The following is a 26,412-nucleotide window of genomic DNA, read 5'->3' on the forward strand; positions in this document are numbered from 1 at the left end:
AAGATTGTAATGACTATTAAACCTAACACCGTAGTTTCATTAACGTACGAACTGCATACCACAAATGCAGAAGGTCAACAAGTTTTTGTAGAGAAAGCTGATGAGCAAAATGCTTTGGTTTTTATGTACGGAACTGGCATGATGTTGCCGAAATTTGAAGAACATTTAGCTGGCTTAAACGCTGGTGATGAATATAGCTTTGAGCTTACCGCAGAAGATGGCTATGGTCCTATCGATCCAGGTGCTTTTGCTGATCTTCCTAAGGAGATGTTTAAAGAGGTAGATCTTCCAGCAGTTGGCGACATTATTCCATTACAGGATAATGAAGGTAACCACTTCAGAGCTGGTGTTACTGGCGTTCATGAGGATTCTATTTCTGTAGATTTGAATCACCCAATGGCTGGTAAAAACCTGATCTTCTCTGGTAAGATTCTTACCGTTCGTGAGGCTACTCAGGATGAATTGGCACATGGCCACGCGCATGGTGCTGATGGACATTCAGGTCACTAATAATAACGGATTTGTTATTTAACAATAAAGGCTGTTCCGATGAGGAACAGCCTTTATTGTTTTTGCTTTATTAAGCGTACTTGTTTTTACTTAGCACGCGTAAGATTCTAATGTAAAAACCCGCCACGTGGCTTATTTATACATTTCAGCTCTTAATGCTTGTACATCAGGACTGTTGATGTAGTCATCATAGCTCATCATTTTGTCAATAGTACCCTTCGGCGTAATCTCAATGATTCTTGTAGCTACAGATTCTGTAAGCGCATGATCTCGTGAGGTGAACAGTATTGTGCCTTTGAAGTCTTTCATGCCATTGTTTAAAGCGGTGATGGATTCCAGGTCCAAGTGGTTGGTCGGCTCATCAAACAATAAAAGGTTGGCATGCTTAAGCATCATTTGGGAGAACATACAACGCATCTTTTCACCACCGGATAATACTTTTACATTTTTAAGTACTTCCTCACCAGAGAACAACATCCTTCCTAAGAAGCTTCTTACGAATTGCTCATCCTGATCGGTGTTGGAATACTCACGCAACCAGTCTACCAGGTTCATGTCCTTACCTTCGAAGTACTGCGAATTGTCATTCGGAATATCTGCTAGGCTGATGGTGATACCGAACTTAAATTCGCCTGTATAGTCTTGGCTTCTACCGGTTAACACATTGTAGAATGCCGCTGTAGCTAAGCTGTTTTGTGAAAGTATTGCGATCTTGTCTCCTTTGTTAACCATGAAGCTGATGTTTTTGAACATCACTTCACCGTTTACGCTGTGCGATAGATTTTCCACCTGAAGGATCTGGTCGCCAGCCTCACGGCCCAGGTTGTTGAAGAGAATAGCTGGATATTTACGGCTGGATGCTTTGATTTCAGAAATGTCGATCTTATCAAGCGCTTTCTTACGTGAAGTTGCTTGTTTTGACTTGGAAGCATTCGCGCTGAAGCGCTGAATAAATTCCTGAAGCTCTTTAACTTTCTCCTCCAGTTTCTTGTTCTGATCACTGCGTTGTTTAAGTGCAAGTTGACTGGATTCATACCAGAAGGTGTAGTTACCAGAATAGATGTTCATCTTGCTGAAGTCGATGTCTACGATATGTGTACATACCGCATCCAGGAAGTGTCTATCGTGGGAAACCACTAAAACGATATTCTCATAGTCTGCAAGGAAGTTTTCCAACCAGGCGATGGTCTCGATGTCCAAATCGTTGGTCGGCTCATCCAGTAATAGAATATCAGGGTTACCAAATAATGCTTGCGCAAGTAGTACACGTACTTTTTGGTTACCGTCAAGTTCCTTTAGTAATTTATAGTGGTCTTCTTCCTTAATTCCAAGGTTGCTCAGCATGGTTGCAGCGTTGCTTTCCATGTTCCAGCCGTCCATTTCCGCAAAGCGATTTTCCAGTTCTCCAGCACGTTCACCGTCTTTGTCGCTGAAATCTTCTTTCAGGTAGATCGCATCTTTCTCCTTCATGATGGCATAAAGTTCCGTGTGGCCCATCATTACGGTTTCGATTACTGAAGATTCATCAAACTCATAGTGGTTTTGCTTCAGGACAGCCATCCTTTCACCAGGGGTGATAGCAACGTTACCGGATGTTTGGTTTACTTCACCGGAAAGGATTTTAAGAAAGGTTGATTTACCTGCGCCGTTAGCACCAATAACACCGTAGCAGTTGCCTTGGGTGAATTTTAAATTAACGTCTTCAAAGAGGGTACGTTTGCCGTAACGCAGGGATAAATTGGATACTGATATCATATATAGAAAATATCTGCAAAGGTAGGCATTATTTATAAAATCGCTAATTGGCTGGTACTATTCTTTTTAGGCCCGAGACAAGCTAATACCGGCATTATTAGAAATTACTTAGCTTTGCAGCCTATTATGGAAAAAGAACTAGACGTACTGCAGCGCATTATAAAGAGGAGAAGAAGCATATTTCCGGCAAGCTTTACACAAGAGGAAATCCCTGTGGAGGCCATAGAAGCCATACTGGAAAGTGCCAATTATGCACCTACACACAAGAAGACAGAGCCATGGCGGTTTTCTGTTTTCAGGAAGGGCGGAAAGACCAGACTGGGACAGGAACTGGCAAATGCCTATAAAGCGAGCACACCTGAAGAGTCATTCCTGCAAAAGAAATATGATTCATTCGGCGTGAAGTTCGAGCAAGCGAGTTGCGTAATCGTTCTGAAGGCGCAGTTGAATCCTGCACTTTTACCAGAATGGGAAGAAGTGGCTGCATTGGCTTGTGCTGTTCAGAATATGGCACTTACTGCTGAGGCATTGAACATTGGCGCTTACTGGAGTTCACCGGGCCCTGTTGCGAAAATGCGTGAATTCTTAGACTTGCAGCCGGATGAGCAGGTTTACGGCGTGTTCTACATGGGCTACCACAATGCGCCTGCGGCGGAAGCTAAAAGAACGCCTATTGAGCAAAAGGTTAAGTGGATTGAGGAATAGTGATGGCGTTTAATAAATCAGCCTTTTACGAAGCTTGTCTACGTTTTATTGAAGCCAGGATAGAGACTGCGGAAACTGCACTTGCACAGGCCCAGGAAGCAAGCAACGACGACACGAAAAGCAGTGCCGGCGATAAGTTTGAAACCACCAGGGAGATGATGCAGCAGGATATCTTCAGGAATAAGAAGCTCCTGGCAGACGCACAGCAGAACATGGCTTTGTTGAAAACCCTGGTTGATGTCCCTGCAGCAGCTGCTGTGAAGAATGGTAGTCTGGTGGAAACGTCTCAGGGGGTGTTTTATGTTTCCATAAGCGCTGGCCAACTCAGCGTTGAAGGTAAACCCGCTTTCGCGATTTCAGCAGCTTCTCCGGTTGGGCAGTTGATGCTTGGAAAACACGTGGGGGAGACGTTTACTTTTAATCAGAAAGCATACGAGATCATTAGTATTCAATAGACGCCGTAGATACTGTTAGTAGATTGCTCAGCAGCTTGCGGGGTAGAGATGCATTATGGCTGCGAGTACTATTGATGATGCAACATCCTGCATAAACTAAAATGAAAAAGCGCTTAACATCTTAGAACAAAAAGATGTTAAGCGCTTTTTTATGTTTAATCCTTGTGGTTAGAAGCTTCTGGTCATGCTGTTGTTCAAACGCTTCGCATCCCAGTATCCACTCGCGATAATTCGTCTGATCGTAAACAATGGATCTGAAGGGTCGCGTTTCTCAGCTAGGATATACCCCGATTTGAATCCACGCTTCTTCAGCTCTGGAAATGCTTCCGGGTTCCACAGACCAAAAGGGTAAGCGAAATGCGTTACTTTCTTGCCGGTGATGGCTTCCAGCGTTTTGGTAGGCTTCTCAATCTGCGTTACCCAGTCGTCGCCTTTGTACTTTTTCACATTCTGGTGATCCCAGGTGTGAGAACCAATCACGTGGCCCGCTTCAGATAGTCCTTTTACCTGATCTTTGGTCATGTACTTCGGCCGTCCAAGCGAAACTGTCATGATGAAATAGACAGCTTTAAATCCATACTTCTTCATTTCCGGAGCTGCAATCAGGTACTGATTGGCTTCCGTATCATCAAATGTCAGCATCACAGGCTTTTCGGGCAGGGGTGTGCCGAGGTTCAGATAGGCATAATATTCATCTGGGAGTATTGTGTTGTATCCACTGTCCGCAAGCATTTTCATGTGCGCCTTGAAGGTTTCAACCGGCACGATGTAGTCTTTGGCAGCTTTGGAGTCCGTCGGTTTCCAGTCACGTATCTGATGGTAGCACAACACTGGAACCTGCTTGCGATCAAGGATGGTTTTTGCGTCGGCAGTCTTGATGTCGTCAATACGAACGGGCTTGGTATCTTTCGTTGTTTGGTTTTCTACAACGGTACTGTCGGAGGTATTTGATAGTTGTACAGGCGTTTGCGACTTTGAAAAGCAGCCAGCAGATAATACGATTGCGGCGGCAACAAAGGGTCTAAATATTCTATTCATCAGGCGTATAAGGGTGATTAACTTCTCGGTATATGTCACAAATGTATGAAAATGTGTATAGTAAAGGTACATCACTATTAACTATCCTATTTATTACATCATTTCTCTCCGGCGATTTTCAATTTAGAGTACTTTAGAGCTTTAAATGTATGTAATGAAAAAACGCTACCTATTTTCCCTGGTGGCATGTCTGCTGTCCGGATATGCTGTTGCCCAAACCAGAACCATCACCCTAAATGAACCTACCTCAGACGCACCAAAAGCGAACTATTCGCTCGCTGCACGTTTCTCCCCAAACAAACTGAAGAAGATGGTTTATTCAACCACGGTAGATCCGCATTGGCTGAAGTTAAGCAACCGCTTCTGGTACGTTTATGAGACGCCAAATGGTAAATCGTGGATTATGGTTGATCCCGCGAAGCGGACAAAGAAGCAGATCTTTAACAATGCTGAACTTGCTGCGGAGATCACGCGGATTGTGCGTGATCCTTTCGATGCTGAACACCTGCCAATCGAAAACCTGAAGTTCGCAAAAGATGAAAAGAGCCTGAGCTTTGAAATCAAAAGCACGGTAGATGAAATCAAACCTGACCGAAAAGATAAAAAAGCTGCAGATTCCCTGCAGAAGAAGGTCTTCTACTTCAATTATGACATTGCAACTTCCAAGGTCACCGAAGTGCCAAACTATACCAAGCCTAAGGCGAAGCCGGATTGGGGTTCTGTTGCACCGGATTCCTCTGCGGTCATTTTCACCCGTAACTACAACCTTTACTGGATGGATAAGACCAATTACCTGAAGGCCGTTAAGAATGAAGAAGACAGCACGATTGTAGAGCATCAGCTTACCAAGGATGGCGTTAAGTTTTATGCCTACGGCAATGATGGCGATGGAGAGAACAACGAAGAAGTGCTTAAGAAGGACAAGAAAAGAAGACGTGCTTACGTACTATGGTCGCCCGACGCGCGCTATTTCGTTATGAACCGCCAGGACAGCCGGAAGGTAAAGGACCTATGGGTGCTCAACAACACTGCAGCGGGCCGCCCAACCCTCGAGACCTACAAATACCAGATGCCGGGTGAAAAAGAAGCACCAATAGATGAGATATTACTGTTTAACTTCGCCGCGAAGACCTACAAAAAGCTGAACGTCGCCGCCTTCAAAGATCAAAGCGTATCCCTATGGCAGGCACCATCTTTAGTCAAAGACCGTGATAATGAATTCAGACCATCCATCTGGCTCGGCAACAATTCCAAAATCTACTTTTCACGTACCAGCAGAGACTTAAAGCGTGTTGACATCTGTACGATAGACATCAACTCGGAAAAAGTAAGTCCATTGATAGACGAGCGCTTTAATACCTATGTAGAGATTAATCGTCCTGGGCTCGTTAAAGACGGTCAGGAGATCATCCATTGGTCAGAGCGGGACGGCTGGGCGCACTTCTACCTTTTCGACGCGAATGGAAAGCTTAAAAACCAGATCACCAAAGGTGCGTTCCACTGCGAAAGCATCGTCAACATCGATGAGAAGAACCGCGTGTTGTACTTCACTGCAAATGGCCGTGAAGCCGGTGAAGATCCTTACTACCAGCACCTTTACCGCGTCAACTTCGACGGAAGCGGCATGAAGTTGCTGAACCCAGGGAACTTTGATCATGCCGTAAGCATGAATGACGAGGCCAAATACTTCGTGAACAACTTCTCCAGGGTAAATACAGCACCGAAAGCAATGGTCATGGACAGCAAAGGTAATCCAGTAATGAACCTGGAGACCGCTGATCTTTCCCTGCTAATGGCCGCAGGGTACAAATTCCCTGAGCCTTTCAAAGTTAAAGCAGATGATGGCGTTACAGACATTTATGGTGTTATGTACAAGCCCTTCGACTTTGACCCAAACAAGAAATACCCAATCATAGAGTACGTGTATCCTGGGCCACAAACGGAAGCGGTAAATAAGGCTTTCACCAAAAGCATGGACAACACCGACCGCCTTGCGCAGCTAGGTTACATCGTTGTTTCTGTGGGTAATCGCGGTGGAAACCCGGCACGCTCCAAATGGTACCATACCTTCGGCTACGGCAATCTGAGAGACTACGGCCTGGCAGATAAAAAAGCAGCAGTAGAACAACTGGCTGCACGTCATAACTTCATTGATGCGAGTAGGGTGGGCATCACTGGCCATTCCGGTGGTGGATTCATGTCTACTGCAGCCATGCTGGTTTACCCCGACTTCTTCAAAGCGGCAGTATCGAAAGCTGGTAACCACGATAACAGTATATACAATCGCTGGTGGAGTGAGAAACACCACGGGGTGAAGGAAGTAATCGATTCCAAAGGAGACACCACCTTCACTTACAGCATCGACAAGAACCCAGAGCTTGCAGCTAACCTGAAAGGACACTTGATGATTATGACTGGTGATATCGACAACAACGTACACCCGGCAAACACCATCAGACTTGCAAATGAATTGATGAAGGCCGGTAAACGCTTTGAGTTCGTGATCCTTCCAGGACAACGTCATGCTTTTGGAGACCTAACAGAATATGCTTTCTGGAAACTTGCAGATCACTTTAACAGATACCTCATCGGTGATTTCGAGGGCCCGGACAAAGTCGATATCGTCGAAATCGACAGGGAAAAAGAACGAAATGGTAAGAACAAAAAGTAACCACATAAAAAAAGCATCCCTAGGGATGCTTTTTTTTGATGTCTGCTTAATCACATGACAGATTTCAGCAGATGGGTTTATTGTGTGTTGTGTTTTATTAAAAGTGGAATTGGATACCCAATTTTGGAGCGAAAAAGTTAGTTCCAAAACTTACGTTGTCATAACCTGCGCCTTTAACGTCGTTTTCATTAGCGTCTTCAACACGGTAGTTAGTGTAGCTTAAACCGTTTAAAGCCAATTCAATACCGATTTTCTTAGTAGGGAAGAAAGCAAAACCTGGAGATAATGCTACGCCGATTTGAGTAGACTTACCTAATTTTGCACCTTCATCACCTTGTGCGTCAACAGCATGTGCTGAACCGAACTGCATAGGCACTGCTAATTGTCCGAAGAATTTGAACTGCTCTGAAATGTTTGTGTAGTAACGACCAAATGGACTTACAACAAACGCTTCGTTTTTAGTTGTACCAATGTTCTTATCGTAGCTGTAACCAATACCAGTACCTACTGCAATGTTATCTGAAACAAAGTAACCTACACTAGGAACAATCTCAAAGCTGGTGTTTGCTTTCGAATTTGCTGCATCGCTTTTTTGACTATCAAATGCAATGTTACCACCCAACATAACTTTTCCTTTTTCTGTTTGTGCCTGAGTACTAAAACCTAAAGCAGCTACTGCAAAAATTGATAATAATAACTTTTTCATTTTCTTAAATTTTAATGTTCAACGTGGCCATTTTGTTTTTATATCCTGACCAACGATGTCATATAGTCAATAGCTGTGCCAAAGCCAACATGTCTTAAATGTGGAATAAAGCACGTTTTTGTCTAACTTGCTAGTTAATAACTAAATAAGAAATCCAAATAGAGCGTTTATTATTTTGCAGTGACACAACTAAGTGTTATTGTAACACTAAGGTCATGTAATTGAAAGATGCAGTCTGACTAATTTAGAAAGATTGTCAGTAATAAAGATGCCAAAATAGACAATTTAGACTGACAAGCCGTCTCAATAACCCTTGAACATGAAAAAGCCGCCCTTGCGAAATTCAGGGGCGGCTTTCAATTAGCCATGCTTGTGCATGCTGTCAAAAACTTGTGCTAGCAACCACTAGCTAACGGTCTCTGGCTTCATGTTTAAGAAAACAAACTTGTGATCGAACATGTCGAGTTTAATCTTACTATCCTTATCAATATTACCAGCGAGGATCTCTTTAGAAAGCTCGTTCAGAATACGTTTCTGGATAACACGCTTCAATGGACGTGCGCCGAACTGTGGATCATAGCCAAGCTCTGCAAGCCAATCCAATGCTTCATCCGTAGCTTCGATTTCAACACCCATATCTTTAAGCGTCTCCTGTACATGTCTGAACTGTAAAGTAACAATGCCTCTGATCTCCTCACGGTTTAGAGGCGTGAACATGATCAGCTCGTCGATACGGTTCAGGAACTCTGGTCTGATGGTCTGCTTTAAGAGCTCAAACACCTCATTCTTTGTTTTCGCAATCAGCATATCCCTGTTCTCATCGATCAGCTCTTTGAAGTTTTCCTGGATCAGATGGGAGCCGATATTCGATGTCATGATGATGATCGTGTTCTTGAAGTTCACCAAGCGACCTTTGTTGTCGGTCAACCGGCCATCATCAAGCACCTGCAGCAGGATGTTAAACACATCCGGGTGGGCTTTTTCGATCTCGTCCAGCAAAACTACTGAATAAGGCTTTCTACGCACCGCTTCAGTCAGCTGCCCACCTTCATCGTATCCTACATATCCCGGAGGCGCACCGATCAGTCTGGAAACCGCATGACGTTCCTGGTACTCACTCATGTCGATCCTGGTCATTGCATTTTCATCATTGAACAGGAACTCCGCCAGAGCTTTTGCAAGCTCGGTTTTACCCACACCCGTTGTGCCCAGGAAAATAAAGGACCCAATGGGCTTGCGCTTATCCTGCAATCCGGCGCGGGACCTGCGAATGGCATCGGAGATGGCTTCTATCGCTTCATCCTGACCGGCCACACGTTTATGCAGTTCCGCTTCCAGGTGCAGCAGCTTCGCGCGTTCACTTGCAATCAGCTTCGTCACCGGAATACCTGTCCAACGCGCCACTACACCCGCAATATCGTCGGCAGTAACTTCCTCTTTAAGCATGCGGCTTTCTGCCTGCTGACCTTCCAGCTCGGCTTTCACCTGAGCAGCTTTATCCTGTGCTTCTTTAATTTTACCGTAACGGATCTCCGCCACACGGCCGTAATCACCTGCACGCTCTGCTTGTGCGGCCTCAAGCTTGTAGCTTTCGATCTGTTCAGATAAGCTGTTCACCAGCTCTACCTGGTCTTTTTCTGCCTGCCATTTCGCTTTAAGCGCATCCCGCTCCGCAGAAAGATTTGCAATCTCTTCACCTAAGGATGCCACCTTTTTCTCGTCGTTTTCACGCTTGATGGCCTCTCGTTCAATCTCCAGCTGCATAATTCTGCGGTCCAGCTCATCCACATTTTCTGGTACACTGTCCATTTCCAGGCGCAGCTTAGATGCGGCTTCATCCATCAGGTCAATTGCTTTATCTGGCAAGAACCTGTCGGAAATATACCGTTGGGAGAGTTCTACTGCAGCAATAATGGCCTCATCTTTAATACGCACCTTGTGGTGTGTTTCATAGCGTTCCTTTAAGCCACGCAAAATGGAAATCGCATCTTGTGTATCCGGCTCATCAACGTTCACTTTCTGAAAACGTCTTTCCAGTGCTTTATCCTTTTCAAAGTACTTCTGGTACTCATCAAGGGTAGTTGCACCAATTGCACGAAGTTCACCGCGGGCTAGGGCAGGTTTAAGTATGTTTGCAGCATCCATGGCACCTTCACCGCCGCCGGCACCAACCAGCGTATGGATCTCATCAATAAACATGATGATATCGCCCTCGCTCTGTTGCACCTCTTTAACCACGGCTTTCAAACGTTCTTCAAACTCCCCTTTATATTTTGCACCGGCAATCAGTGCACCCATATCTAAAGAAAATACAGTCTTGGTCTTGAGGTTCTCCGGCACGTCGCCTTTAATGATACGAAATGCGATACCTTCCGCAATGGCGGTCTTACCAACACCTGGCTCCCCAATAAGGATAGGGTTGTTTTTAGTCCTGCGGGATAGAATCTGAATTACCCGTCTGATTTCCTCATCACGGCCAATAACCGGATCCAGCTTACCAGATTCCGCATACTCATTCAAGTTACGTGCATATTTATTTAAGGCATTATAGGTCGCCTCCGCATTCTGGTCCGTTACCCGGTTATCACCACGTAGGGAAACAATTGCGGTCTTAAGATCTTTTTCATTTACACCCATATCCTTCAGAAGTTTGGATGTATTGTCGTTCGCGGCAAGGATCCCAAGCAGCAGGTGCTCTACGGATACAAACTCGTCTTTAAACTCTTTAAGGTAAGATTGTGCTTTTTGCAAAGCCGTATTTGCGCCGGAGGATAGGTAGACATTACTTCCACTTACCTTCGGGTATTTGCTAATCTGGGCATCCAGATATTGGTTTAGTACATTTAAGTTTACGTTTAGCTTCTTCAATACGTAAGAAACCACGTTCTCATCAACATTTAGCAAACCTTTAAGTAGGTGTGCGGTCTCAATAGCCTGTTGCTGATTGCCTTCGGTTATTGCTGAAGCCTGTTGAACTGCTTCCTGGGCTTTGATTGTAAAGTTGTTGAAGTTCATACTTGCTTTGGCACAAAACAGATGCCATGCACTGTATAAAGCAAGACTAGGAAAAACTGTCCTGTAATAAGAAGTTGAACAGACTAATTGGCTGTTTATGAATCTGTTTAACTGTAAAAATGTCTGTAAGTGTTATCTATAGGTGAAAACCAGTGCTGCTGATGAGCCAGCATATCCTTTTTTCCACTTGTAAGTGAGCAAGTCATAACCGGTGGGTAGCGTATTAGAAGCAATTGCTTGGAGATCAGAACTGATCAGTACGTGCGTACCCGCCTGATCTCTAACGAAAACAGTAAAGACATAATCAGCGTCCCGCTCAATGATGCCAGCTAAACTAATCTGTTCATTAACGTCGATGTTTATAAATCCTGTTGAACTAGCGGGTACATTCTTAATAACATCGCTCTTGTAATATAGCGGATAATCATATAAGGAGTTCGGCTGCATCTTATAAGCTACACCTTTCACCGGTTTATAGACCTCCACCCAGACATCGCCGCCGTTGAATTTCTTTAAGGTGTGAAAGTCGAAGCCTTCCCATCCTGAAAGGTTTTCTATGATAAAGTTCTTGATGAAAGGTTTTAGGATCGTAATTGACTTCCTAGTCGTGGCTGTTTTACCATCAGCACTCGTAGCAGTCATGCTGAGAATGTAAGTTCCAGCTTTTTTATATGATATTTCTGGGGCTTTTTCATTGCTTGTTCGGCCATCACCAAAATCCCAGAGATAAGAAACGGCATTAGTAGATCCATTCGTCGGCACGCCCCAAAAGGAATCCCGACTTACATAATTAGAGACATTCTCTCTACCAAAAGTGAAATCGGCGCTAGGCTCGGGCTTAAGCTCGTCTTTTTTGCAACCGACAAAACTTAGCGTAAAAAGGGTGAGGAGTAGTAATGCTTTCTTCATGATTCGCGTTAATGTTTGTAAAAGTTACAAATAAACCGCATCGCCAGACAATCTGTAATTCATTTGTTGCATAACAACAAAGCCCCCACAGTGTGGGGGCTCGTAAGCATATATTATTAAATGAGCTTAAACCAGCATTTCAGCAAGTTTGCTGGTTTGGTGGTCCGCTAATTTTTGTAGTGGCCCGGAAGCCAACATTTTCATCATCATGTTTAAATCTGCAGTGATGGTATGCTTTGCAGTTGTGCCGCCATTAGCATTAGGCGCTACATTCCATTTAAGTTCCACATCAAAGGGCGCCTTTTCAGAGGGGATTGCTGTAAGCTCCTGATTTTCAATGCGCGTATTGATTTTAATGGCAAGTTTAGCCATGTTCTGAATCGTGAAACTCGCTTCATCCTCTGTTGATGACCAGTTATAGATGTTCTCTGGCATCAGTTGTTGATGGTTGTTCAGATTTGAAAGAAAGGCATAAACAGCCTCTACGGGCTGGTTTATTTCTGTTGTACTCTCTATGATGGTCATATAATATTTGGTTTTTAAATCTTATCTACCCCACTCAGCAGGGTTCTCGCGCCATTTTTTAAGCAACTCAATGTCAGTTCCTGCGATAATGCTGTGTTCGGATGCATAGTCGATCAGGGTCTCGTAGTTTGATAAGGAAGTGTAACGACATTTCGCCGCCTTAAAGTTCTCCTCAGCTACGTCAAAACCATAGGTAAAGATGGACACCAATCCTGCTACAGACAAACCTGCATCTCGCAATGCCGCTACAGCAGCTAAGCTGCTTTTTCCGGTAGAGATTAGGTCTTCTACAAGTACAACGCGTTGGCCTTCTACAATTTCCCCTTCAATTAAACTGCCAGTTCCATGTTCTTTTGCTTTTGCACGAACATAAGCAAAGGGTAAACCAAGTTCCTGTGCAACTAATGCGCCCTGTGGTATACCAGCGGTGGCAACACCAACAATAAGATCAACAGATCCATACTCTTCCTGAACCAGCTGTGTAAGCTTCTGTCTGATGTAGGTTCTTATTGAAGGATGGGAAAGCGTAACTCTGTTATCGCAATAAATAGGGGATTTCCAACCCGAGGCCCACGTAAATGGATTATTAGGTTGTAACTTTATTGCTTTAATTTGTAAAAGAAATTCAGCTACCTTTAATTCAATATCACTTTTATTAAACATGATCCAAAATTACAGAATTTATATCAACGATAACAGTTTGTTTATATCAGACACGATGCCTGATGAAGTCGAGAATCTCCAACTTCTTGAAGCTGAAGGGTTTGAATTTAAAACATTTTATAAAAATCTTAGTAAAGGATCAGCTGGTCATTATGTGATTCTAACAGAATCTCCTAAAGTCGTTTTTAAAAGGATCAAAGAATCCTGTCAGCTCATCAAAGCCGCTGGCGGACTTGTAAAAAATGCAGATAAAGGCTACTTGTTCATTTTCAGGAACAAACGCTGGGATCTTCCGAAGGGTAAAGTAGAAAAGGGCGAAAAAATGAAGGAAGCCGCTTTACGTGAGGTTGAAGAAGAATGTGGGGTGAAAATCTTCAAAAACAAAGAAAAACTCTGCAGAACCTACCACATCTATGAGATGAACAACCGCATTGTGCTGAAAAAAACCAACTGGTACAGCATGACTGTAAAGGGCTCACCGAAGCTGGTGCCGCAAAAAGAAGAGGGTATCACCAAAGCAGAATGGCTAACTCCAAACGAGCTTGCCCCAGTGTTGAAAAACACCTACCCACTTATCCTTGATGTGCTAAAGTCGGGCGACCTGCTCTAGTAAAATCAACAGCAGCTCAACTGCTTCAATCCGCTTTTTTATAGATACTGTATGGCTTCTTTCGGGAGAAAGGAGCTTACATCTCCACCATTACGCAAAATATCGCGCACAATCGTAGAACTGATGGCTGAATATTCCGGTTTGCTCAGTATGAAGATCGACTCCACTTCCGGCATCATCGTCTGATTGATCTGCGCGATAGCACGCTCGTACTCAAAATCTGCTACCGAGCGGATGCCTCTCACCATATAAGTTGCCTTAATTCTCTTGCAAAAATCTACCGTCAGGCCTTCATAGGTCTGCACTTCAATATTTGCTTCATCCTGAAATACCGCTCGTACAATCTCTTCACGCTTATCTGCAGAAAGAAATCCCTGTTTTGAACTGTTGAGGCCTATGCCCACAACAATCTTGTCGAACAGGGGCAAAGATCGCTTCAGAATATCCACATGCGCAATCGTTATGGGATCGAAAGAACCTGGAAATAGTGCTATTTTCATACTATGCTTCTACTGGGTTTTCAAAAAAGCTGAAGGAAGAGTTACCGTATCGGCGCGTTTCGGTAAAACCTTCAAGAAAGTTAAGCTTCAGGAAGGAGGGATGTTCAATAACCAGCACGCCATTATCGGTTAATAACCCGTTCTTAATAACCTTTTCCGCAATCTGCGGGATGTTCGGCAGGTCGTATGGCGGATCTGCAAAAATGATCTGGTACGACTTCTTATGCTGATCGAGGAACTTAAACACATCACCTTTGATGGTGTGGATCTGATTCAGCTCATATTTCTTGATCACGGACTCCAGCCAGTAAACACAGCCGGAGTGTTTATCTACTGATGTCACACTTTTGATGTCACGGGAGGCAAATTCAATGCTGATGTTCCCCGTACCGGAGAATAAATCCAGCACCTCACAATTGTCGAAATCGTACGTATTATATAGTATGTTAAACAAGGCTTCTTTGGCCATGTCAGTAGTCGGTCTAACGGGTAAACTTGCTGGCGCATTCATGCGGATGCCCTTAAGTTTTCCTCCAATTATTCGCATAGATTCAGTGCTAGTAAGCTGGTATAATAATGTGGAGGCATATCCTCCAGGATAGAATTGTTGGTAAGATCTTCAGCAGGTGTGCAAAGTTGTATCGCCGGGAAGTATTTCATCAGGATATCGTATTGTTCGTCGCCCTCATTAAAGATCCCGCTCGCAAGTAGTCTGGTTTGCGTTGTGTCGATGTTGAGCTGCTTCAGGAGTAGCAGTAAGTAGTAATGGAATTCCTCCGCGTTTTCAATCTGAAAAACGTTCTGGAAGATCATCTTTCCATGTTGAAGTAACATTGCCTGAAAAGACCCTGCGGTAAAATCAAGATAAAACTGCTGTGTTGCGGCTCCTGCATTTAAGGCCAGCAATCCGGCGGTCTGCTCATAGGTGCCTGCTTCACGCCAGTGTGATTTAAGGGCGGATTCTACAGCATTCGGAAGCAGAAATAGATTCGTAAAATCCTGTCCGGAATAAGCAGCCGTGTACACATTGGAGGAATAATGGTCCAGGTCGCTGAAGTATTGCAAGTAGGGTGCAGCAACCGCTTCAGTGTAAAGTGTCTTTGGTATCGACACGGTATTGGTCGTGTACGACGAGATCTTGACACGATTAAACAGCAGGCTTAAATAAGGATCTGAAAGAATGGTAGAAGAAAGATTGTATGCTGTAGGCTGGAAGTCCTGGCAATCGTAAACCACTTCAACTTTCTGCTCGACAGTGTTAACAATGGCATAGGAAAAGCTATCTGCCGTAATCTTCAACAACAAATTACAATTTAAAGCCGCTACCGGATCAAATGCCGGATCCTCCAATAAGATGCTGTTTTTGTTATTCATCTTAGCAAAATTAATCCTTTTTTCTATAACCACAGCATTGCATATTTGTAAAATGGATAAAGCCCAATTGATTGCCCAATCCTATCAATTTACACCTACTGCCGAACAGCTGGAATTTTGTAGAAAGATGGCGCTGTTTTTATCGCAACCGCTCGATGGCCAATGTTTTATCCTTCGTGGCTATGCCGGTACCGGAAAAACAACCTCTGTTGCTGCCCTGGTAAAAGCCCTGCCCAAGTTTCGTCTTCGTGCAGCCTTGCTTGCCCCAACTGGCCGCGCAGCAAAGGTGATGAGCAACTATTCCGGCCGAACAGCCCTTACCATTCACAAGAGAATTTACCGGAAAAAGTCGGCTGTCTCTACAGACATGAGCTTTCAGCTGGCACCCAATCTGGCGGAACATACCGTGTTTATCATTGATGAAGCATCCATGATCGCAGATGAGTGGAACACCCAGACGGGTTCCTCCTTTCTGAAAGATCTGATGGACTATGTCTACAATCGTAAGAATTGCGCAGTGATATTTGTCGGCGACACTGCCCAGCTTCCACCTGTGGGCAGCATGGAGAGTCCTGCGCTTAACGGCGCTTACATCGCAGGCACCTTTTATAAGAGTGTTAAGGAAGTCGAACTGCGGGAAGTTGTGCGCCAGGAGAAAACCTCGGGTATTCTGGCGAATGCGACCATGCTGCGGGAGATGATTTTCCAGTATGAAAATGAGATGCCAGAAGATATGGAAGGCGCGCTACCCATACCAAAGTTTTACACCAGTGGCTATAAGGATATCTTCCGCATGACAGGATTAAAACTGGTTGAAGGTCTGGAATATGCTTATGGCAAATTCGATATGGAGAATACCCTGGTTGTCTGCCGATCCAATAAATCTGCAAACATTTATAACCAGCAGATCAGGGCGAGAATTTTGTACCGCGATGAAGAGCTTACCGGGGGTGATCAGATCATGGTGGTGCGCAACAACTACTTCTGGTTACCAGATAATGAAGCGACTTCTTTCATTGCTAATGGCGATATGGCCAAAATTACCAGGGTTCGTAATCAGGAGGAACGTTATGGCTTCCGCTTTTCGGAAGTGCAATTGGAATTTCTAGATTACCCCGACGCCGGCAGCATCACCTGTAAGGTTATGCTGGACACGCTCACCTCGGAGAGTCCTAACCTCGCTTATGAAGACAGCAGAAAGCTTTTCGAGGAAATCAGTCTGGATTATGCACACATTACCAACAAGAAGGAGCGACTCCTTGCCATAAAGGAAGATCCATATTACAATGCCCTGCAGATTAAGTTCGCCTACGCCGTCACCTGCCATAAAGCCCAGGGTGGACAATGGGACGCTGTATTTGTAGATCAGGGATACTTAACAGAAGAGATGATTGATCTGGACTTTCTCCGCTGGCTGTACACCGCCATTACGCGTGCCAAAAGGCAGCTGTTCCTGGTAAACTTCGCACAGACACTCTTCCTGTCCCCCGCGCCGGAAGAAGAGTATTAGCAATCTATTGTGCCCAGATATTGGCTGTTGCTCTGTCTCGTCCTGTCCGCAGAAATAAATGCCGCATAGACATGGATGGTTTGTCCTAGAAAGGCCTTGTAGGTATCCATGACGTGATGGCCCACATTCCGGAAAGACCCGTGAACATCATATACCATGGTCCGGCTTTCGGGATGATAGGCGAGTACCATCGCCTGATCTTTGTTGCTTGTTTCGGGTATGTAATCTGGCGACCAACTAAAATGGAGCTTGTTTTCCTGCAGTTCGCAACTGATGTCCGCTGAAAGCGGAAGATCACCATAGCTGACCTTGACCAGCTCCGGCATAACTTCGCCCTGTAGTATGGCGTTTTTCAGGTTATAAGATTTTGCTGCATTGTAGCCTTCGGATGTGGCGGTATAACCTGCGAAGCCGACCCGAAGAAAGTCGAGCAAGGGCTGTAGCCAGGCATGTGCAGTCTTGAACTTGTTTCTATTGGTTTCTTCTTTTTCGCTGGGTTCGCTAGTGCGTGGGCGGCCTTTCGCCCGCATGTAAGGTATGCCTTTCCATACACAACCAACCACGGTACCCACTTTGCCGACGAACACGCCATTTATTCCTTGTCGATATTTTGCCATCTGAGAACGTTAATTTGTTTCTTAAAGATACAAAAAAGCTCATCAGAAATCGTGATTGTTAAACAATTTAATAACACAAGAAAAACACCTTACCCACACTTTGCGTGGGCGAGGTGTGGATAAGGTGTGCGCCAGGTGTGGCTAAGGTGTGCTTGAATTTATGCTCCGTGTTCTTTTTAATTGGCTTCCAATGCCCACTCCGGTCTTTCAAAGTGGCAGGTATATCCGTAAGGATTTTTCTGCAGATAAGCTTGATGCTCTTCTTCTGCATCCCAGAAGTCGCCCGCCGGAACCACCTCAGTTACGACCTTACCCGGCCAGATACCGGATGCATCCATTTCAGCAATCAGGGTATTGGCAACTTCCTGCTGTTCTTCATTTAAGTAGAATATGGCAGAGCGGTAAGATACGCCGATGTCATTTCCCTGCCTGTTTCTGGTTGTTGGATTATGGATTTGAAAGAAGTACTCCAACAATTTGCGGTATGACAGCTGCGCGGGATCATAGGTAATCGCAATCGCTTCCGCGTGCGTTCCGTGGTTGCGGTAAGTTGCGTTGGGCACATCGCCACCTGTATAACCAACGACCGTGGATATAACACCTGGATATTGGCGAATCAACTCCTCCATACCCCAAAAACATCCACCGGCTAATATTGCTTTTTCAGTATTCATATGATTTATTTCTAGACAACAAATGTATAAGTTATCGGCTAAACAACTTGGAAATCGTAATTGTTCGGGTGCTTTGCCGGCTTAGCGTGCCTGTTCGGGATTATGACTTTTAGCTGTGTATTTTTTCCTATTTTGGATCCGGAGATGCCTAACAGCAGTAAGCTTAAGCTTTCGTGTCTGGCACGATTGAAGAAACAGTTATGGAGCAAAATTACGTTTATAAAGAAATACAAAGATTTACGCAGTGGTGGTTGTGGCTGATCCTGGTTGTATTGAACCTGGTTTTCATTTATGGATTTTATAAGCAGGTGATTACAGGGCAGCCTGTTGGAGACAATCCAATGAGAGACACCGGCGTTACGGTTGCAACGCTTGTTAGTTTCCTGTTTAGCGCATTTTTCTATAGCCTTCGGCTTGAAACGCTTATTAAGGCTGACGGTATTTACGTAAGATTTTTCCCTTTTCACCTCAAGTTCAAACACTATCCATGGTCCAGGATCAACAGATCTTATGTGCGCAAATATTCGGCAATCACAGAATATGGAGGCTGGGGCTTAAGGTATGGGATGTTTGGCAAGGGAACCGCTTTCAACGTCTCTGGGAATCAAGGCTTGCAACTGGAGTTTGTGGACCAGAAGAAATTGCTGATTGGCACCAACAATCCGAAGGGGCTTTCTTCTGCATTGAAGGCAATGGGGCAGCTGCGAGATTAATTGCAGTCTGGCCTGAACGCATATTCTTTTTGTAAAAATAAATTTTGATAGATGCTCACGATTTTTTATCTTAGAATAGCGACTAAATTGAGTTGTAGTACTGCATTTCTGCTTTATATGTTCGTTTATTTGCTTAATTAAGCACCAAAAACTCGTGAATTTGGGCTTTCAAGGTCTATCTTGTGATTTTTTATCCTTAAAATTCCCATTAAATACTGATGTTATGCAGGCATAGCACTTTTATTTCTGGTTTTCGTCCCAATTTTATCCATGAATTTTGATAATGCAGCAATATTTAAGCTGTTTTCTATTTAGATTTTGTATAAAATATTTTACACAACGGCTTTTTGCCTTTTTTATTTTAGGAATGTGATACCTTAGACTTAATTGTCAATTCCCTAACCTAAAACCAGTACAAATGCAAAAACTCGTACAAAGTTTATTGTTTTTGTTCCTTATTGTTGGCTCTGCCTATGCGCAGGTTAAAACAATAACCGGAACAGTCACCTCAAAAGATGATGGGCTCCCAATGCCCAGTGTAAGCATCAAAGTCAAAGGAACCAGCGTAGTCAGTCAGACTGGAATTAACGGTACCTATTCCATTAAAGTACCAGCAGGCGGCACGCCAGTTTTGGTGTTCAGCTATGTTGGGTACGCAAGTCAGGAAATCAATGCCGGCAACAGAACCACAGTAAACCTCACGCTGGCGCCTGATCAGAATCAACTTAGCGAAGTCCTGATCGTTGCTTATGGTACTGCAAACAAGAATACCTACACCGGGTCTTCTGCGCAGATCAATAGTGCTGATTTTGAGAACAGACCAATTACCAACGTGATGAGTGCTGTTGCAGGCTCCGCACCAGGTATTCAGGCAACCACCTCCAGCGGTGCACCAGGTTCTACACCGGGGATTCGTATTCGTGGATTTGGATCTATCTCTGCCTCTAACGACGCGCTTTATGTTGTTGATGGTAGTGTCTACGACGGCGCCATTTCTAACATTGACCCTGCAGACATTGAGTCTGTGTCCCTCTTAAAAGATGCGGCAACAGCCGCCCTTTACGGTTCAAGAGCTGGTAACGGCGTGGTGCTAATCACCACTAAAAAAGGAAAAGCTGGTCGTCAGACACTGAACTTCAAAGCAAATACCGGCTGGGTAAGTCGCGGTTTGCCAGAGTATGAGCGCGTAGACGCTTTTCAGTATTACCCTTTAATGTGGGAAGTTCAAAGAAATACCCTGGCCTACGGATCTTCGAAAATTCCATTGGACATAGCTGGTGGTATTGCTTCAGGGAACATCACCACTTATAATGGCAGCAGATACAGCGGTATTAAAAGTTTGTTAGGCTATAATCCTTTCAACGTTGCTGATAACCAGATTGTCTCCGCAGAAGGTGTGCTTAATCCTGCAGCAAGCCTTTTGTATGCGGATGATTTAGACTGGGCAGACCAAGCCATGCAAGGTGGTAAAAAGCGTCAGAATTACACTATGTCTTATTCTGGCGGAAGTGAAAAGTCGGATTATTTTGGATCATTGGGTTACACCAATGATGAGGGATATTTGATTAACTCCAGCTTAAAGCGTTTCAATGGACGTTTGAACCTCAATACGCAACCAGTAACCTGGTTCAGCACTGGCTTGAACCTGAATGGTACGTATTCTAAATCACGTTACGATAATGCCGATGGTGGAACCAGTTTCATCAATCCATTTTACATCTCCAGAATGATTGCGCCAATTTATCCGGTGCATTTGCATGATGCAAACGGGGCATTGGTGCTGGATGCTAACGGTCAGCCACAGTACGATTTCGGTGATGGTCGTCCATTTGCATCTGGTCGTCACACTATCTATGAAAACCTGAACGATCGCCAGAACCAGGTGAGAGGTGCGATCGGTGCCCGAACTTTTGGTAGCGTGCACATCCTACCAGGACTGAAAGCGACTGCAAGATTGAGTTTTGACTTCCAGGATACACAGGACCGCACCTATGATAACCCTAACGTGGGTGATGGTGCACCATCTGGAAGAGCTTACCAATACCTGTATCGTACCACAAGTTACACCTTCTCGCAACTTGCGGAATATAACAAGCGCTTTGACAAGCATAATCTACAAGTACTCGCAGGTCATGAGAACTACGGTTACAAGTACAACTATCTATCTGGTAGCCGTAGCGGTATCATCGTGGATGGTATTACCGAACTGGTAAACTTTGCGACGGTATTGGGTACAACTTCATACGAAGATAATGCGACCATCGAAAGTTATTTGTCAAGAGTATCTTATGACTATGATTCGAAATACCTTTTCAGCGGTAGCTTCAGACGCGATGGTAACTCGAAGTTTTCACCAAGTGTAAGGTGGGCAAACTTCTGGTCCGTAAGTGGGGGCTGGAACATCAACCGTGAATCCTTCTTTAAAGCGAGCTGGGTAGATCAGTTGAAACTTCGTGCATCATATGGTGTGCTTGGAAATGATGGTGGCTTAGGATACTATCCATATCAGGCATTGTATGATCTTGGCAGAAATAACCAGACTGAAGCCGGTATCATCCAGCGTTCACTATCCAACCCTGACCTGACCTGGGAAACCTCAAAGAACTTTGATGCAGGTGTTGATTTTAGCATGTTCGGTGGCCGTCTTGGTGGTAGTGTAGAGTACTTTAAAAGAAAAACAGATGGTTTAATTTTCCAGGTTCAGCAGCCGCTATCTAATGGTGGTAGTTACAACGACGGAAACTTTACCATTCCGACAAATATTGGTAATCTATACAATTCAGGTGGTGAGTTGACCTTAACTGGCCAAATCGTTAAGGGTCGTGCTTTCAGTTACACCACAACGTTAAACCTGACCTCCTTTAAAAACAGAATAACGAAGATGCCGGAAAATTCGCCGCTGATCCAGGATGGAACCAAAGGGTACAGTGTAGGTCATTCTATTTACGACTTCTACCTGCGTGATTACTACGGTGTTGATCCGGAAAATGGAAATGCGCTATATAAAACAAACATCCAGACGAACAACACCAAGATCATTGGTGCTGATACCGTAACCAGCGTACTGGGTGAAGCAAACTACCGTTACACTGGTGATAGTGCGATTCCAGACATCTATGGATCTATGACGCACAACTTCGGATACAAAAACTTCAGTCTTGATGTACAATTCAATTTCCAGACTGGCGGTAAGGTGTATGATGGCGCTTATGCAGCTTTAATGCACGGTGGTAACTATGGTACAGCTTTGCATGTTGATGCATTGAACCGCTGGAAAAATCCTGGTGACGTGACGAACGTGCCAAGATTGGACAACGGCCAGGTGGCGAACTTTGCTGGTCAAAGTAGTAGATTCCTTGTTGATGCAAGTTATTTCCAGCTGAATAGAGTGACCCTGAATTATGAACTTCCGAAAGACTGGATGACGGCCATTAAGGCACAGTCGGCAAGTATTTACGTGAGCGGTGAAAACCTAGCGCTGGCTTCAAAAAGAAGAGGCATGTTCCCGGGAACTTCATTTAACGGTACCGTTGGAAACAACTACAACTTCAGCAGAACCATCTCGGTTGGTGTAAACGTGAACTTTTAATCTAGCAATAAGAACATGAAATTTATATATAACAAAATTGTACTCGGTTTACTGGTGATCATATCAGGAACCGCCTGCAAGAAGGAATTTCTTCAAACAACCCCCACCGATCAGGTGGAAACTGGTACGGCATTCGGCACCACAAAGAATGCCTGGGCAGCATTAAACGGTATACACCGCACCATGTACTCACAGATATTTGGTGTGCAGGCACAAGGCGGGCAGAGTGGTAATATGCTTTACATGGATATCCTGGGTGAAGATATGGTTTTTAATACCTCATCGAGTACCTGGTTATTGCCTGAATACCGTTGGATCAGACACCGTGATGCGACAAGCAGCATGCTGTTTTACAACTATCAATTCTACTATGTGATCATCGGTAATGCAAACATGATCCTTGCGAATATCAAAAGCGCGGAAGGGCCTGAGGCAGATAAGATGGCCATCAGGGGGCAAGCACTTGCTTATCGTGCCTGGGCATACTTCCAGATGGTACAACTTTTCGGAGAGCGGTATGTTCCGGGAGCACAGAATTCGTCACTTGCCGTACCGCTGGTGCTTGATCCAAAAACTACACCCACGCCAAGAAGCACCGTTGCAGAAGTATATGCACAGATTAACACAGATATTAATCAGGCCATCACGGATCTTGTAAACTATAAAGGCGTAAATAAATCGCATTTGAATGTAAATACCGCACAAGGTATCAAGGCTCGTGTCGCGTTGGTTCAGGGTGACTGGGCAGCAGCTGCCGCAGCTGCAAAATCCGCGAGAACGGGTTATACTTTGATGAGCAATACGCAGTATTTAGCTGGTTTTAACAATTATGACAATCCGGAATGGATCTGGGCATCAAGAATCCAATCGGATCAGACCAGTTATTTCTATTCTTTCTTCGCGTACATGTCTGCGAATTATAGTTCTACGGTAATCCGCACCAGTCCGAAGTCGATCTCTTCTACCTTGTACAATACCATTTCCCCGACTGACGTACGTAAAGAAGTTTGGGATCCGACTGGAACAAATACCACTTTCCCAATACCAACTTCTGCGTCCATCAGAGCGCCATACATGAGTAGAAAGTTCAGGGTAGCAGATCCAAGCTTAAGTATCGGCGATGTGCCGTACATGCGTGCTGCGGAAATGTACCTGATTGAGGCTGAAGCATTGGCAAGAAGCGGTGATAACGCTGGCGCTGCTGCGGCACTTTACCCATTGGCGGTGAACAGGGATCCCTCTTATGTGCAGTCTACCAATACTGGTGAAGCGCTGATCAACGAAATCATGTTACAGCGACGCGTGGAGCTATGGGGTGAAGGTTTCCGTTTCTACGACTTGAAACGTACAAATTCACCGCTAAACCGGAATGGTGCTAACCATAATGCAAGTTATGCAAACGGCGTTCTTGAGGTTCCTGCAGGTGATGTGCGCTGGCAGTTCCTGATTCCACAGGATGAAATCAACTTTAGTAATGGTGTTGTGGTTCAGAATCCGCAATAGCAGATTTGTTTTCTAACAAGAAAGGGCATTCCGTTTGGAATGCCCTTTCTTGTTAAAGGTGTTTTATTATTTTGCTAGTGTATATCGGATGTTCGAGATGGCTAAACCTGGCAGCTCCGGCTTCTTGTTTTCCAGGACTATGGTAATCTTTTTGAATGGTGTTTGTGATTTCACCGCAATTAATCTGGCACCTGATGGAGCGCTTACTGTTTGATTTACGCTGAAAAGCTCATTCTCCAGTTTGCTGTCTTCTTCCTGGTAACTTACATTAACGTTGAGGTCCATGCCTGTCGCATTTGGGGCAATTTCGAAGCCGAATGTTGTCACTTTTTTGTTCAGGTTAAGGATCATGACATTGGATACGAAGCCTTCTTCGCTTTCCGCGAAAAGTACATTCGGGTATTCAGACTCGGTGTAAGGACTGTAGTTCCAGTGTGTCCACCAGCCTTTAGGTCCATTGTTTAATTTCTTAAAGCCCATGGTTGAAGATAGGGTAATCTTCTTGTCTTTAATGTCGTATGTAAATTCACCATCCTTCAGCTTAGATATATCGAATTTTCTAGTTTCTTTCAGGTACTCATCACATACGGTGTCTATCAGTTTGACTTTTACATCATAGTAGTTTGTGAGCACTGCTGCTGGCAGATTCTTTTTAGGCAGGATGTTCGTAGACATGTCATTGCCGGCTAATGGATAAACCTTTTCTGCGGAAATGCCGGTTTTTTTAGCTTCCAATTTATCCAGATCTGTCGTTTTCTTTTCACAGGAAGCGAGCATTGCTAGGCAGCATGCTGCAAAGATGGTGTTGCGGTAAAATGAGGTCATAGGGGATGTTTATTTTAGATGTGCAGCGAAATTAAGGCTTTAGCTATGCTGCGACATGTGTAAATTGGAAAACGGGAAAATTCGTGTAGAAGCTGAGCCGAATTGAGAAGCTAATTGAGCATTCAGTGCGGAGGACGCTGTCCTTTAGCTGCTTTGATTCTGATTGCTGCGCAGAATTTGTAATTTGGGCCATATAACATGATGCTATGAAAAGAATGATTTCCAGCCAGGAGGCTATCGCACTTGAAGATAAATACGGTGCACATAATTATCATCCGCTTCCGGTGGTGTTAGATCGGGGTAAAGGCGTTCACGTCTGGGACCCCGAGGGTAAGCGGTACTTCGATTTTCTTTCTGCATATAGTGCAGTAAACCAGGGGCACTGCCATCCGCGCATCATTGAGGCGTTAACTGCACAGGCCAGTCAACTTACACTGACATCCCGTGCTTTCTACAGCTCCAAACTTGGTGAATGCGAGCAATACATAACCAGTTACTTTGGTTATGAGAAAGTGCTGATGATGAATTCTGGTGCTGAAGCGGTGGAGACGGCCATTAAACTTGCCAGAAGGTGGGGTTACGTGAAGAAGGGCATCCCTGATCAGAAAGCGACGATTATTGTTGCAGATGAGAACTTCCATGGTCGTACCACAGGTATTATTTCTTTCTCTACGGACCCGAGCGCCACGAGTAACTTTGGTCCATATATGTCTGGTTATGTTTCCGTGCCACACAACAACCTGGAAGCATTGGAAGCGCAGTTGCAAAACCCTGATGTTTGTGCTTTTCTGGTAGAACCTATACAAGGTGAAGCAGGAATTAAACTGCCGGCCGACGGCTATTTGTCTAAGGCTTATGCCTTATGTAAGCAGCATAACGTCTTGTTTATTGCGGATGAAATACAGACGGGCATAGCACGTACAGGGATGTTACTGGCTTGCAATTATGATGATGTTCGTCCGGATGTGCTGATTTTGGGCAAGGCTTTATCTGGCGGCGTGCTACCGGTTTCAGCCGTGCTGGCTGATGATGAGATCATGCTGACGATTAAACCTGGTGAGCATGGGTCAACTTTTGGGGGCAATCCCTTGGCCTGTGCCGTTGCGATGGCGGCTCTGGCCGTGGTTGAGGATGAGCAACTGGCTGAGAACGCAGCAAGGATGGGAGAATTGTTCCGTTCTGGCTTGCAGGAACTCCAGGAGCAGTTTCCAGGAGTCATTTCTGTTGTTCGTGGACGCGGCTTGATGAATGCGGTGGAGATTGTTGAACAGGCTGATGGCCGTACTGCATGGGATTTGTGTGTTGCGTTGAAGGATATGGGCTTACTGGCTAAACCTACCCATGGACATATCATCCGCTTTGCGCCGCCTTTGGTGATTACGGAAGGGGAGATGCAGGAAAGTTTAGCAATTATTAGAAAGACTTTGGAACAGTATAGCAAAGGATAGGTGGTAAATAGAAAAAGGGATGATTGTTAAAGAGGCCACTGAAAAAGTCCTTTTGAATTAAAGGGTAAAAAGGAGCAGAAGACAAAGGTTTTCTGCT

General features: G+C 44.6%; 23 protein-coding genes. 10 read left to right on the plus strand and 13 right to left on the minus strand.

Features of this window, described 5'->3' with window-relative positions:
- Positions 1-9 precede the first annotated feature (9 nt).
- Positions 10-510 (plus strand): FKBP-type peptidyl-prolyl cis-trans isomerase, encoded by a 501-nt coding sequence (locus tag IEW69_RS13150; protein ID WP_188627325.1) that lies wholly within the window; start codon positions 10-12, stop codon positions 508-510.
- A gap of 132 nt (positions 511-642) precedes the next feature.
- Here IEW69_RS13150 and IEW69_RS13155 read toward each other — a convergent pair whose 3' ends face one another.
- Positions 643-2,265 carry an ABC-F family ATP-binding cassette domain-containing protein gene (locus IEW69_RS13155; RefSeq protein ID WP_188627326.1) on the minus strand — a complete coding sequence of 541 codons (1,623 nt, stop codon included), beginning with the start codon at positions 2,263-2,265 and terminating at the stop codon, positions 643-645.
- A 126-nt stretch (positions 2,266-2,391) separates the two neighbouring features.
- On the opposite strand from IEW69_RS13155, the gene IEW69_RS13160 reads away from it, so the two are divergent.
- Positions 2,392-2,970 carry a nitroreductase family protein gene (locus IEW69_RS13160; RefSeq protein WP_188627327.1) on the plus strand — a complete coding sequence of 193 codons (579 nt, stop codon included), beginning with the start codon at positions 2,392-2,394 and terminating at the stop codon, positions 2,968-2,970.
- Between the two features lie 2 nt (positions 2,971-2,972).
- Positions 2,973-3,425, plus strand: coding sequence for a GreA/GreB family elongation factor (locus tag IEW69_RS13165; RefSeq protein WP_188627328.1), 453 nt, complete (start codon positions 2,973-2,975; stop codon positions 3,423-3,425).
- 168 nt (positions 3,426-3,593) lie between these two features.
- Here the strand turns inward: IEW69_RS13165 and IEW69_RS13170 are convergent, their stop codons facing one another.
- Complete coding sequence (locus tag IEW69_RS13170) at positions 3,594-4,463, minus strand: polysaccharide deacetylase family protein (RefSeq protein ID WP_188627329.1); 870 nt, start codon at positions 4,461-4,463, stop codon at positions 3,594-3,596.
- 154 nt (positions 4,464-4,617) lie between these two features.
- On the opposite strand from IEW69_RS13170, the gene IEW69_RS13175 reads away from it, so the two are divergent.
- Complete coding sequence (locus IEW69_RS13175) at positions 4,618-7,134, plus strand: S9 family peptidase (RefSeq protein WP_188627330.1); 2,517 nt, start codon at positions 4,618-4,620, stop codon at positions 7,132-7,134.
- Positions 7,135-7,231: 97 nt separating this feature from the next.
- On the opposite strand, the gene IEW69_RS13180 is transcribed toward IEW69_RS13175, so the two are convergent.
- From IEW69_RS13180 to pyrE, 5 genes are all read right to left on the minus strand, one after another.
- Positions 7,232-7,840, minus strand: a complete 609-nt coding sequence (locus IEW69_RS13180; RefSeq protein WP_188627331.1) for an outer membrane beta-barrel protein — start codon at positions 7,838-7,840, stop codon at positions 7,232-7,234.
- A 405-nt stretch (positions 7,841-8,245) separates the two neighbouring features.
- Positions 8,246-10,855 carry an ATP-dependent chaperone ClpB gene (gene clpB / locus IEW69_RS13185; RefSeq protein WP_188627332.1) on the minus strand — a complete coding sequence of 870 codons (2,610 nt, stop codon included), beginning with the start codon at positions 10,853-10,855 and terminating at the stop codon, positions 8,246-8,248.
- A gap of 132 nt (positions 10,856-10,987) precedes the next feature.
- On the minus strand, positions 10,988-11,764 hold the full coding sequence (locus tag IEW69_RS13190; protein ID WP_188627333.1) for a PKD domain-containing protein: 777 nt from the start codon (positions 11,762-11,764) through the stop codon (positions 10,988-10,990).
- 126 nt (positions 11,765-11,890) lie between these two features.
- Positions 11,891-12,289, minus strand: a complete 399-nt coding sequence (locus IEW69_RS13195; protein ID WP_188627334.1) for an SRPBCC family protein — start codon at positions 12,287-12,289, stop codon at positions 11,891-11,893.
- Between the two features lie 21 nt (positions 12,290-12,310).
- Positions 12,311-12,952: an orotate phosphoribosyltransferase gene (gene pyrE / locus IEW69_RS13200; RefSeq protein WP_188627335.1), complete on the minus strand. Its 642-nt coding sequence runs from the start codon at positions 12,950-12,952 to the stop codon at positions 12,311-12,313.
- Between pyrE and IEW69_RS13205 the strand changes: the two genes are divergently transcribed.
- The gene (locus IEW69_RS13205; RefSeq protein ID WP_188627336.1) at positions 12,951-13,562 is read left to right on the plus strand and encodes an NUDIX hydrolase; all 612 of its coding nucleotides are present in this window, start codon (positions 12,951-12,953) and stop codon (positions 13,560-13,562) included. The two genes, pyrE and IEW69_RS13205, sit on opposite strands and share 2 nt — an antisense overlap.
- Positions 13,563-13,600: 38 nt before the next feature.
- On the opposite strand, the gene coaD is transcribed toward IEW69_RS13205, so the two are convergent.
- Genes coaD through IEW69_RS13220 form a run of 3 tightly spaced genes read right to left on the minus strand, consistent with a single transcriptional unit; the run spans position 13,601 to position 15,436 of the window.
- Positions 13,601-14,062: a pantetheine-phosphate adenylyltransferase gene (coaD, locus tag IEW69_RS13210; RefSeq protein WP_188627337.1), complete on the minus strand. Its 462-nt coding sequence runs from the start codon at positions 14,060-14,062 to the stop codon at positions 13,601-13,603.
- A gap of 1 nt (position 14,063) precedes the next feature.
- Positions 14,064-14,609 carry an RsmD family RNA methyltransferase gene (locus IEW69_RS13215; RefSeq protein ID WP_188627338.1) on the minus strand — a complete coding sequence of 182 codons (546 nt, stop codon included), beginning with the start codon at positions 14,607-14,609 and terminating at the stop codon, positions 14,064-14,066.
- Complete coding sequence (locus IEW69_RS13220; RefSeq protein WP_188627339.1) at positions 14,600-15,436, minus strand: DUF3822 family protein; 837 nt, start codon at positions 15,434-15,436, stop codon at positions 14,600-14,602. Before IEW69_RS13220 ends, IEW69_RS13215 begins: the two co-directional genes overlap by 10 nt.
- A 52-nt stretch (positions 15,437-15,488) precedes the next feature.
- Between IEW69_RS13220 and IEW69_RS13225 the strand changes: the two genes are divergently transcribed.
- Positions 15,489-16,946, plus strand: coding sequence for an ATP-dependent DNA helicase (locus IEW69_RS13225; RefSeq protein WP_188627340.1), 1,458 nt, complete (start codon positions 15,489-15,491; stop codon positions 16,944-16,946).
- Here IEW69_RS13225 and IEW69_RS13230 read toward each other — a convergent pair.
- Together IEW69_RS13230 and msrA are read right to left on the minus strand one after the other, a co-directional pair.
- Positions 16,943-17,563: a DUF6266 family protein gene (locus IEW69_RS13230; RefSeq protein WP_188627341.1), complete on the minus strand. Its 621-nt coding sequence runs from the start codon at positions 17,561-17,563 to the stop codon at positions 16,943-16,945. The two genes, IEW69_RS13225 and IEW69_RS13230, sit on opposite strands and share 4 nt — an antisense overlap.
- A 176-nt stretch (positions 17,564-17,739) precedes the next feature.
- Complete coding sequence (msrA, locus tag IEW69_RS13235) at positions 17,740-18,237, minus strand: peptide-methionine (S)-S-oxide reductase MsrA (protein WP_188627342.1); 498 nt, start codon at positions 18,235-18,237, stop codon at positions 17,740-17,742.
- Between the two features lie 200 nt (positions 18,238-18,437).
- Between msrA and IEW69_RS13240 the strand changes: the two genes are divergently transcribed.
- The 3 genes from IEW69_RS13240 (at position 18,438) to IEW69_RS13250 (ending at position 24,042) form a co-directional block, all read left to right on the plus strand.
- Positions 18,438-18,950, plus strand: coding sequence for a DUF6141 family protein (locus tag IEW69_RS13240; protein WP_188627343.1), 513 nt, complete (start codon positions 18,438-18,440; stop codon positions 18,948-18,950).
- Between the two features lie 418 nt (positions 18,951-19,368).
- Positions 19,369-22,539: a SusC/RagA family TonB-linked outer membrane protein gene (locus IEW69_RS13245; protein WP_188627344.1), complete on the plus strand. Its 3,171-nt coding sequence runs from the start codon at positions 19,369-19,371 to the stop codon at positions 22,537-22,539.
- Positions 22,540-22,554: 15 nt separating this feature from the next.
- A complete protein-coding gene (locus IEW69_RS13250) occupies positions 22,555-24,042 on the plus strand; it encodes a RagB/SusD family nutrient uptake outer membrane protein (RefSeq protein ID WP_188627345.1) in 1,488 nt (495 codons plus the stop codon).
- A gap of 66 nt (positions 24,043-24,108) precedes the next feature.
- Here the strand turns inward: IEW69_RS13250 and IEW69_RS13255 are convergent, their stop codons facing one another.
- The gene (locus IEW69_RS13255; protein WP_188627346.1) at positions 24,109-24,867 is read right to left on the minus strand and encodes a hypothetical protein; all 759 of its coding nucleotides are present in this window, start codon (positions 24,865-24,867) and stop codon (positions 24,109-24,111) included.
- A gap of 206 nt (positions 24,868-25,073) precedes the next feature.
- On the opposite strand from IEW69_RS13255, the gene rocD reads away from it, so the two are divergent.
- Positions 25,074-26,315, plus strand: a complete 1,242-nt coding sequence (gene rocD / locus IEW69_RS13260; protein ID WP_308420587.1) for an ornithine--oxo-acid transaminase — start codon at positions 25,074-25,076, stop codon at positions 26,313-26,315.
- Positions 26,316-26,412: the final 97 nt, after the last annotated feature.

The organism is Pedobacter quisquiliarum (genome assembly GCF_014642175.1).
Taxonomy (GTDB): domain Bacteria; phylum Bacteroidota; class Bacteroidia; order Sphingobacteriales; family Sphingobacteriaceae; genus Pedobacter; species Pedobacter quisquiliarum.